2 protein-coding genes are annotated in these 11,302 nt (G+C 68.3%); both read right to left on the bottom strand.

Annotation, left to right across the window (positions count from 1 at the left end):
- The coding region (locus NA8_RS28610) for a non-ribosomal peptide synthetase (RefSeq protein WP_157106973.1) at nucleotides 1-9,698 on the bottom strand (9,698 nt) is incomplete at its 3' end.
- Between the two features lie 282 nt (nucleotides 9,699-9,980).
- The coding region (locus tag NA8_RS28605; RefSeq protein ID WP_245664044.1) for a thioesterase domain-containing protein at nucleotides 9,981-11,302 on the bottom strand (1,322 nt) is incomplete at its 5' end.

Raw genomic sequence — 11,302 nt, 5'->3', positions numbered from 1 at the left:
AGCGTGCGCGGCGGCACGGCGGGTGCGCCGGTACGGGCGATCAGGTCGGCGCGCTCCGCGTCGTCCAGGATCTCCAGATCGCCGACGGCGGTGCCGGGATGCCGGACGATCGCGGACAGGACGCGACGGAACCTGCGGCCGAATTCGACGACGGTCCGCTCCTCGAACAGGTCGCGGGCGTAGGTGAATTCGGCGGCGATACCGGCTTCCGCGCCCGACTCGGTGCGCTGCTCGCGCATGGTCAGCAGCAGGTCGAACTTGGCGGTGTCGGCGGCCGGATCGAGCGCCGTGAAGCTCAGACCGGGTAGTTCGAAACTGGTCGCGGATAGGTTCTCGAACGACAGAGCCACCTGGAACAGCGGATGGCGACCGGCCGAGCGTTCCGGGTCGAGCACCTCGACCAACCGCTCGAACGGGACGTCGGCGTTGGCGAAGGCGCGCAGATCCGTTTCCCTGGTGCGGGCCAGCAGTTCGGTGAAGCCGAGATCGGGCGCGACCCGGGTGCGCAGCACCAAGGTGTTGACGAACATGCCGATCAAGTCGTCGATTTCGGGTTCGCCGCGGCCCGCGACGGGCGTGCCGATGGCGATGTCATCGGTGCCGGACAGGCGAGCCACGAAGACCGCGAACGCGGTGTGCACCACCATGAACAACGTGGCGTTGTGCTGCCGCGCGAGGTCGGCCAGCGCCGCGTGCACGTCGGCCTCGACGACGAAATCGGTACGGCCGCCGGCGAAGGACTGGGCGGGCGGGCGCGGGCGGTCCGCGGGCAGGTTCAGCTCGTCGGGCAGGTCGGCGAGTTCGGTTGTCCAGTAGGCCAGTTGCGCGCCCGCCAGCGACTCGGGATCGTCGTCTGCGCCGAGCGCCTCGCGCTGCCACAGCGCGTAGTCGGCGTACTGGACCGGCAGCGGCGCCCAGGCCGGCTCGCGGCCGCCGCTGCGCGCCACGTAGGCCAGCATCAGATCCCTGGTCAGCGGGCCCATCGACCAGCCGTCGGCGCTGATGTGATGCGCGACGAAGACCAGCACGTACTCGGCACCGGCGAGCTGGAACAGCCGCGTACGGAACGGCACCTCGGTGGTCACGTCGAAGCCGGCGGCGACGATCCGCTGTGCCTCGAGCGCGAGGTGCTCGTCATCGAGTCGCACGGGCGCCAGATCCACCGACACCTCGTGCGGAGCGAGGATTCGCTGCACCGGGCCGTCCGGCGTCTGCGGGTAGATCGTGCGCAGGATCTCGTGACGCGCGACGATGTCGGCGACGGCGTCCCGCAACGCGGCCACGTCCAGGTCGCCGGACAAGCGGATCGCGGCCGGGATGTTGTAGACCGAGGCCGAGGTGTCGAACTGGTTGAGGAACCACATGCGCTGCTGGGCGAACGACAGCGGGACGCGGTCCGGACGCGGTCCGGCGATCAATGGGGTGCGCTTGCCCGCACCGAAGCCCCGTTCGACCTTGATCGCGAGTCCGGCCACGGTGGAGGCCTCGAACAACACACGCACCGGGACACGCGCGTCCAACGCCGCACCGATACGCGCCGCGACCTGCGTCGCCAGCAACGAGTTACCACCCAGCGCGAAGAAATCGTCATCGGCACCGACACCCTCGACACCCAGCACGTCGGCATACACCGACGCCACGATCTCCTCGATCGGCGTCGACGGCGCGCGGAAGGCCTGAACCTCGAACTCCGGCTCCGGCAACGCCTTACGATCCAGCTTGCCGTTCACATTCAACGGCAGAGCATCCAGCACCACGAACGCCGAGGGCACCATGTACGACGGCAGAACCGCCGCAAGCTCCGACTTCACCCGCGCCACATCCACACCACCAGCAGCAGCACCCGCACCGGTACCGGCAGGAACGATGTAAGCCACCAACCGGTCACCGGTCTTCGGATCCGACTTCGCAACCACCGCCGTCTGCGCGACCTCCGGCAACGCGAGCAGCGCGGCCTCGATCTCACCCAACTCGATACGGAAACCACGAATCTTCACCTGAAAATCCGTACGACCCCGATACTCCAGCTCACCGTCACCGTTCCAGGCGACCAAATCACCCGTGCGATACATCCGAGCACCAGATTCGAACGGATTGGCCACGAACCGATCCGCCGTCAAATCCGCACGACCGAAATACCCACGCGCCAACTGCGCACCAGCCAAATACAACTCACCCGAAACACCCACCGGCACCGGACGCAAACGCCCATCGAGGACGTAGACCCGGCTGTTCCATTCGGGCGCACCGATCGACACGGAGGTCTCGTCGGCGAGGGTGACCCGGTGGCTGGTGATCGACACCGCCGCCTCGGTCGGACCATACAAATTGAACAACTCGGTACGGGGATTCTCGCGCAAGAACCGCCGCGCCATCGAACCCGGCAGAGCCTCACCGATAGCCAACACCCGTCGCGGCGACCAGTCCCCGGTGTCCGTGGTCGCCCGGTGCACGAGCAGCGCGTCGAGCATCGACGGCACCACATGCAACGTGGTGACCGACTCGCGCGCCATCAGATCGTTGAGATACGCGGGATCCCGATGGCCATCAGGCGCGGCGATCACCAGACGGCCACCGCATACCGCGGCCGACCAGAACTCCCACACCGACAGGTCGAACGTCGCCGGCGTCTTCAGCAGCACCGAGTCGTCCTCGGCCAACTCGAATTCGGCCGCTTTCCAGAGCAACTGGTTCACGATCGCCGAGTGCGGCACCGCGACGCCCTTCGGACGCCCGGTCGAACCCGACGTGAAGATGATGTAAGCCGTGTTCTCCGGCCGAACGGGCGTGACGCGCTCGGAATCGGTGATCGGCACGCTGGCGACCGCGCTCAATTCCAGGTCTTCCAGCCGCACCACCGGCGCGACGTCGGTATCGAAATCCGACTCGGTATTGCTCAACACACATACCGGGGCGGCGGCGGAGAGGATGTAGTCGGTTCGCTCGGTGGCTTGGTCGGGGTCGATCGGTACGTACGCCCCACCGGCCTCGGCCACCGCGTACATCGCCACCACCAGATCCACCGATCGGCGGAACGCGAGCGCGACCCTGCTCTCGGCACCGACACCCACCGAGATCAGGTAGCGGGCTAGTCGATGCACCCGGGCCGACAGTTCCGCGTAGCTCAGCTCGACGCGTTCGCCATCGGGCAGGTCCGCGACCAGCGCGACCGCTCCCGGCGTCGCCGCGACGGTCCCGCGCAGCAACGATCCCAGTGTCGCGGCGGAATCCACCGGATGGGCGGTGTCATTCCATGCGGTGACCACGTCGTGTCGTTCGGCGTCCGTGAGGATCTCGATGTCCCCAACCGCGACGTTCGCGTCGGCGACCACAGCCGCGAGGATCCGCGCGAACCGCGCCACGAAACCTTCCACCGTCGCCCGATCGAACAAATCGGTCGCAAACGTCAAGAACCCACCGATACCAGCCGCCGCACCCGACTCCGAATACCCATCACCAACAATCAAATGCAAATCGAACTGCGACACATCCACATCGGCATCCACACCCGCCACCGACAAACCCGGCAACTCCAACGCCGCACGCGCAACATTCTGAAACGACAAACCCACCTGGAACAACGGATGACGCGCCGTCGACCGCGACGGATTCAACACCTCCACCAACCGCTCGAACGGCACATCCGCATGCGCAAACACAGCCAAATCGACATCCCGCTGACGGACAAGGACATCCGCGAACGACTCGCCACCATCGATCCTCGACCGGAACACCACAGTATTGACGAACATCCCGATCAAATCATCGAGCTCACGCTCACCACGACCCGCCACCGGCGTACCGACAGCGATATCCGCATTGCCCGACAACCGAGCCAACAACACCGCGAACGCCGCATGCACCACCATGAACAACGTCGCACCATGCCCACGAGCGAGTTCGACCAACCCCGCATGCGTCGCAGCATCGATCTCGATACCCACCCGCCCACCGGCCAGCGACGCCACCGCCGGACGCGGCCGATCCGTCGGCAACTCCAACACATCCGGCAGACCAGCCAACTCCCCACGCCAAAACCCGATCTGCCGAGCCGCGACCGAATCCGGATCCGACTCATCCCCCAACACAGCGCGCTGCCACAACGCGTAATCCGCATACTGCACCCGCAACGGCGACCACCCCGGCACATCACCAGAGCTCCGCGCCGAATACGCCACCATCACATCCCGCACCAACGGACCCATCGACGACGCATCCGCCGCGATATGATGCACCACCACCGCCAGCACATGCTCCTGCGGCGCATCCGCGATTCGCAGCAGCCGCACTCGGACGGGCACTTCGTCGGTCACATCGAAGGGTGCCGCCGCGAGCGTGTACACCTCGTGCGCGACCTCGGCCGCACCGATCGGATGAACGGCCACATCCAACGCCACCTGTCCCACCGCCAGCACCACCTGCACCGGACCATCCGGGGTCTCCGGATACACCGTGCGCAAAACCTCGTGCCGCGCGACGACATCGTGCAGCGCCGCACCCAGCGCCGCCACATCCAACGCACCGGTCAGCCGCAACGCGAACGGCAGATTGTAGGCCGCCGAACCAATACGCTCCCCAGCATCATCGGACTGATCGAACCGATTGAGAAACCACATCCGCCGCTGCGCCAACGACAACGGCAACTTCCCGGGCCGGGCGATACTACCCAACTCCACCCGGCGCTCACCGTGGGTTTCCGACTCGAGCGCCAACGCCAACGCCGACACCGTCGGCGCCTCGAACAGCGTCCGAACCGGCACCCGCGCACCCACCGCCACACCCAAACGCGCCACCACCTGCGTGGCGACCAGCGAATTACCACCGAGCGCGAAGAAATCATCATCAGCACCCACCCGGCCCACACCGAGCACCTCACCGAACACCCCCGCCACGATCTCCTCGACCGCCGTCGCGGGCGCACGGAATTCCCGCGCGGTGAAGGTCGGCTCGGGTAGTGCCTTGCGATCGAGCTTGCCGCTCGGATTCAACGGCAACGCCTCGAGCGCGACGACCGCCGCCGGAACCATGTAGGCGGGCAGCGCCGCACCGATCGCCGCCAGCAATTCGGCCTGCTCGATCGATTGCCCCGGCGCGGGAACAACGTAGGCGACCAATTGGTCACCCAACGACGAAGGCGCGACGAGGGCCACGGCCTGGCTCACCGACGGCTGCGCCAGCAGCGCCGTCTCGATCTCACCCAGCTCGATCCGCTGACCACGGAACTTCACCTGGAAATCGGTCCGGCCGAGATAGTCGAGTCGATGCGGCAGAACGTCGGTCGGGGCGCGCCAGACCACCACGTCACCGGTGCGGTACATCCGCGCGCCGTTGCCGAACGGGTCGGCCACGAAGCGGTCGGCGGTGAGATCGGGGCGCCGCACATAACCGCGAGCCAATTGGTCACCCGCGAGATACAACTCGCCCGGAACGCCGGTCGGCACCGGTTGCAGACGCGAATCCAGGACATACACCTGGGTGTTCCACTGCGGGACGCCGATCGGCACGGACCGCTCGTCCACGGCGGTCGCGGGCCAGTAGGTCACCGAGACCGCCGCCTCGGTGGGGCCGTAGAGGTTGTGCACGGCCGCGTCGGACACGGCACGCACCGCGGCGACGGTCTCCGGCGGCAGCGCCTCGCCGATCACGAAGATGTCGCGCAAGGTGGGGCACGAGCCGGGGGCGGTGTGCGCGGCGAAGACCGTCAACATGGACGGCACGAAGTCCGTCACCGTCACACCCTGGGAGGCAATGGTTTCCGCGACGTACGCGGGGTCACGGTGACCGTCGTGCGTGGCGACGACGAGCTTCGCGCCCACGCGCAACGGCATGAAGTAGCCCCACAGCGAGACGTCGAACGTCGTCGCCGTCTTCTGCAGATACACGTCATCGGCGTCGAGCGGATACGCCGCGAGCATCCAGCTGATCTGGTTCTGGATGGCGAAGTGCGAAACCGCCACGCCCTTGGGGCGGCCGGTCGACCCCGAGGTGAAGATCACGTAGGCCGGATGGTGCGGCAACACCGGGCGCACCAGTTCGTCGGCACGCACCGGGGCGTCGTCGAATCGATTCGGGTCCAGAGCGTCCAGCAGCAGCACCGCAGTGCCCTCCGGCACGTCGACCGCGTCGGTGGAGGTCGTGAGCACACAGACCGGCTGCGCCGTTTCGAGGATGTGCGAGATGCGTTCAGCCGGATGATCCGGATCCAACGGAACATAAGCCCCACCCGCCGCCACGATCGCATACATCCCCACCACAAGATCCAACGACCGCCGAACCGCCAACCCCACCAACGACTCCGCACCCACACCCTGCGAAATCAACAACCGAGCCAAACGATTCACCCGCGCATCGAACGCACGATACGAAAGTTCGACACCCTCGTGCACGAGAGCCACCTCGTCCGCGTACGCCTCCGCCGCACGCCGGTAGCCGTCGAGCAGCAGCTCGGCGGGCACCGGATACCGGGTGTCGTTCCATTCGCGCAGGATGCGTTCGCGCTCCACGGGAGCGAGCAGATCGATCGCGCCGATCGGCCGATCCGGCTCGGCGACGGCGACGACCAGCAGTCGATCCAGCCGCCAGGCGAACTCGGCGATCGTCCGCTCGTCGAACAGGTCGGTGGCGTAGGTGAACCCCGCGGTGAAGCCCGCGGCCTCCCCCTCGGTGTCGGGCACCACGGTCAATTGCAGATCGAATTTCGCGACCGCGCCGGCGAACTCGAGTACCCGAGCGGACAGTCCGGGCAGCTCTATCTCGGGCCTGCTCATGTTCTGGTAGAACAGCGCCACCTGGAACAGCGGGTGATGCGCCTGCGACCGCACCGGATCGAGTACCTCGACCAACCGCTCGAACGGCAGTTCGGCGTGCGAGAACGCGCCGAGATCCGTTTCCTTCGTCTGGGCGAGCAGCGCACGGAACGACGCGCCGAGGTCGATCCGGGTGCGCAGCACCAGCGTGTTGACGAACATGCCGATCAGCGCGTCGAGTTCCCGTTCACCACGGCCCGCCACGGGCGTGCCGACGGTGATGTCGTCGGTGCCGGTGAGCCGGGCGAGCAGCACCGCGAGCGCGCTGTGCACCACCATGAACTCCGAGACGCCCGAGCTGTGCGCCAGTTCGGCGATACCTCGGTGCACCGCGGCGTCCACGGCGAAGGTGTATTCCGCGCCCCGGCCGGAGGCGACGGACGGGCGCGGCCGATCCGAGGGTAGGTCGATCCGGTCCGGGATGCCCGCCAACGCGCGACGCCAGTAGGCGATCTGAGCCGCGGCCACCGAATCGGGGTCGCTCTCGTCGCCGAGCATCGCGCGCTGCCACAGCGTGTAGTCCGCGTACTGCACCGGCAGCGGTCCCCAGGACGGCCTCGCCCTGTTGCGCCGGGAGAGGAACGCGCTGAGCAGATCTCTCAGGAACGGCGCGACCGAAGCGCCGTCGGCGGCGATGTGATGCACCACCACGACGACCACGTGCTCGTCGGGGCCGATCTCGGCCAGCGCGACGCGCAGCGGCACCTCCGCCGCGACATCGAAACCGGTCGACGCGAATTCACGCAGCCAGGCCGTCAGCTCGTGCTCGGCGACGGGCTTCGGCGCGAGGTCGGGAACAGCTTGCGCGGCGGGCAGCACGACCTGATAACCGGTACCGTCCACCGCCGGATACACCGTCCGCAACGTCTCATGACGCTCGACCACATCCGCGACCGCCGCCTGCAACGCCGCCACATCCAACACACCCGACAACCGCACCGCGAACGGAATATTATTCGCCGCCGAACCGGTATCGAACTGATTCAAAAACCACATCCGCCGCTGCGCCAACGACAACGGCACCCGCTCCGGACGCTGCAGCGCCACCAACGCGCGCCGGTCCCCCGCGCCCTTCAGCGGCTCCAGCCGCGCTGCCAGCGCGGCCACGGTGGGGCTCTCGAAGATCAGCCGTGCGGGCACCCGGGCCGCGATGGCGGCGCCCAGCCGGGCCGCGACCTGCGTCGCGATCAGCGAATTGCCGCCCAGCTCGAAGAAGTCGTCGTCCGCGCCGACCGGCGCGCCAGGTCCGAGCACTTCGGCGAACACCTCGCCGACCAGCTCTTCCAGTGGGCCGACCGGGGCGCGGAACACCTTGGTCTGCAATCGCGGTGTGGGCAGCGCGTCGCGGTCCAGTTTGCCCACCGGGGTCAACGGGATCTCGTCCAGCACCATGACCACCGTGGGCACCATGTGCGCGGGCAGGCTCTGCTGCGCGAAGGCGGCCAGTTCGGCGGCGTCGGCCGCCATCCCGGGCACGGCGTGCACATAGGCGACGAGAATGGTGGCGCCGCTGTCCAACTGATGCCCGACGGTGACCGAGAAATCGACCGTCTCGTGCGCGGCCAGCACCGCGTCGATCTCGCCCAGCTCGATACGGAAACCGCGAATCTTCACCTGGAAGTCGTTGCGGCCCAGATACTCCAGCTCGCCTTCCGGCGTCCAGCGCACCAAATCACCGGTGCGATAGAGCCGGGAGCCGTTCGCATCGAACGGGTTCGCCACGAAGCGGGACGCGGTAAGCCCGGGGCGCTCGTGGTAGCCGCGGGCCAGTTGGGCGCCGGTGATGTACAGCTCGCCGACCACACCGCTCGGCACGGGCACCAGCCGCTCGTCCAGCACGTATTCGGTGACGGCACGGATCGGCGCGCCGATGGTCACCGGTTCCCCCGGCGCCAGCGGCGCGCTGATGTTCGTCATGATCGTGGTCTCGGTCGGGCCGTAACCGTTGAAGAACTCGCGGGTCCGCCCACCCGAGACCGGTAGCACCCAGCGCCGTACCAGTTCCGGCGGGCACGCCTCGCCACCGGCCACCACCACACGCAGCTCGTCCAGCCCGGCCGGGTCCACCGACGCGAGCGCGGCAGGCGTCACGAAGGCGTGCGTGACCGCCTCCCTGCGTACCAGGGACGCGAATTCCTCGCCGCCGAACACCGTGGGGGACGCGACGACCATGGTGGCCGCGCCACCGAGCGCCAGTAGCAACTCCAGCACCGACGCGTCGAACGACGGCGAGGCGAAATGCAACGTCCGCGACGCACTCGTCACCCGATACCGATCACGCTGCTCGGCGCAGAAACTCGCCAAACCCGCCTGGGTGACCACCACGCCCTTGGGCCTGCCGGTGGAACCGGAGGTGTAGATGACGTAGGCGGGATGCTCCGCGCGCAGCGGGCGCACCCGCTCGGTGTAGGTCACCGGATCGGCCGGGAACTCCTCGAGCAGCCGTGCGCACTCGGCGGTGTCGATCGACAGCCACTCGACCCGGTCCGGCAGGTCGGCGCGGACCTCCTGGACCGTCAGCCCGAAGACCGCGCCCGAGTCGACGACCATGTGCTCGACGCGATCGGCCGGATAGTTCGGATCCACCGGCACGAAACCCGCACCCGTCTTGGCCACCGCCCACACCGCGACCACCGACTCCACCGAACGCGGAACACCCACCGCGACCAGATCCTCCGGACCCACCCCCCGATCGATGAGCAACCGCGCCAACCGCGTGGACCGTTCGTCCAGCTCGGCATAACTCAGCTGGGCGAAGGTGCTGGTCGCGTCGCCGAACACCACGGCCGCGCCGCTCGGGTTCGCCTCGACAGCCGTGGCCATCAACTGGGGCAGGGTGGTGACGCGGGGGCGGCGGGTCCGGGTCGGGCGCACGCGCGCCGGGCGGGTCATCGGCGCACCGCTTCCGCAGTCTCGTCACACCGCTGCCCGACCGCCCGAACCATCGTGCTGCCTCACCCTGTCTATCGTCGCCACACGCACGTCACCATGCTCCCCGCGCTGTGATCATCGAGCGCGCGCATGCCGATCGTTACCGAACCGTCGGCGCACGCCGAGCGCGACCGGTCACGACCCGTGGGGTTCCGGGCCGCGGGAACGGACGCGTATGACGAGTGCCGGGGACGATTATTCCCTGCCGACGCCGGATTCGGGTCGCGGCGTCGGCAGGGACGATCAACGGCGGCCGTCGAGCAGAGCGGCCAGCTGCGGACCGATCACCGCCAGCGCCTCCGGCGCGGCCATCCGAGCATGGGTGACCTCGACCGGCCGGTCGACGACCATGCCCTGGACATACGGCCACCAGTCCGCCGCGGCGGCGCGCAACTCGTCGGCGGGGTCGGCGACGGCCGCGCTGAAGTACTGCACGGTGCCGCGGAAGACGCCGGGCCGGTGCTCGGCGATCAGCTCCGCCGAGCGGACCGCGCTGCGATAGATCCGGCGCAGCCGTTCCGGCGTCACCGCCACCAGATCCGCCGGGATCATGGCGTGCAGTGCGGCCAACGACTCGTCGTCGAGCTCGTAGACATCATCGCCCTCGGCAGCCGCCGTACCGAGGCCGAGTTCGGCCAGGGCACCGCGCACCGCGGCGCGGAAACCGACGACGTCCGGATTCGGATGGCTGTCCATCATGGCCAGCAACTCCACCTGCTCGCCCGCGTCCTGCAGCTCGGTGGCGATGGCATGGGCCAGCACACCGCCGAGCGACCAGCCGAGCAACCGGTACGGACCCTGCGGTTGTACCGCCTTGATCTCCGAGAGGTAGCGCTCGGCCAGCTGCTCGAGCGAACCGGGCAGTTCGCCGTCTTCCGACAGCGCGGGCGATTGCAGACCGAAGATCGGCTGCTCGGCGGGCAGGAATTGGGCCAGACCCGCATACGACCAGGCCAAGCCGTACATCGGATGCAGGCAGAACAGCGGGGCCGCCGATCCGCTCGCACGGATCGGCAGCAGCACGTCCAGCGCGGCGGTGGCGTCGGCGTCACCGGCGTCGATGCGGGCGGCCAAGCCCGCCACCGTGGCGTCGGTGAAGAACCACTGCACGCGCACCGTCGCTCCGGTCGCGTCCCGCAGCCGCCCGACCACCTGCGCCGCGAGCAGCGAGTTGCCGCCGAGGCCGAAGAAATCGTCATCCAGGCCGACCCGGTCGGCGCCGAGCAGTTCGGCGAACGCGCCTGCCACCGCTTGCTCGGTGACCGTCTGCGGCGCGCGGTAGGCGACGGCGCTGTTGATCTCCGGGGCGGGCAGCGCGCGGCGGTCGAGTTTCCCGTTCGGGGTCAACGGCAGCGCGTCCAGCACCACGATGGCATCGGGCACCATGTAACCGGTGAGGAACCGGGCGACTTCGGCCCGGACCGTTGCGGGGTCGATGGTCACGCCGGTGTCGGCCACCACATAACCGATCAGGCGGTCACCGGTGTGCTGATCGTCGCGCACCAGCGCGACCGCTTGCCCGATACCGTCGCAACGCAGCAGCGCCGCTTCGATCTCGCCGAGTT

The organism is Nocardia arthritidis NBRC 100137, from assembly GCF_001612765.1.
GTDB lineage: Bacteria > Actinomycetota > Actinomycetes > Mycobacteriales > Mycobacteriaceae > Nocardia > Nocardia arthritidis.
This window is presented reverse-complemented; position numbering and strand designations above follow the sequence as displayed.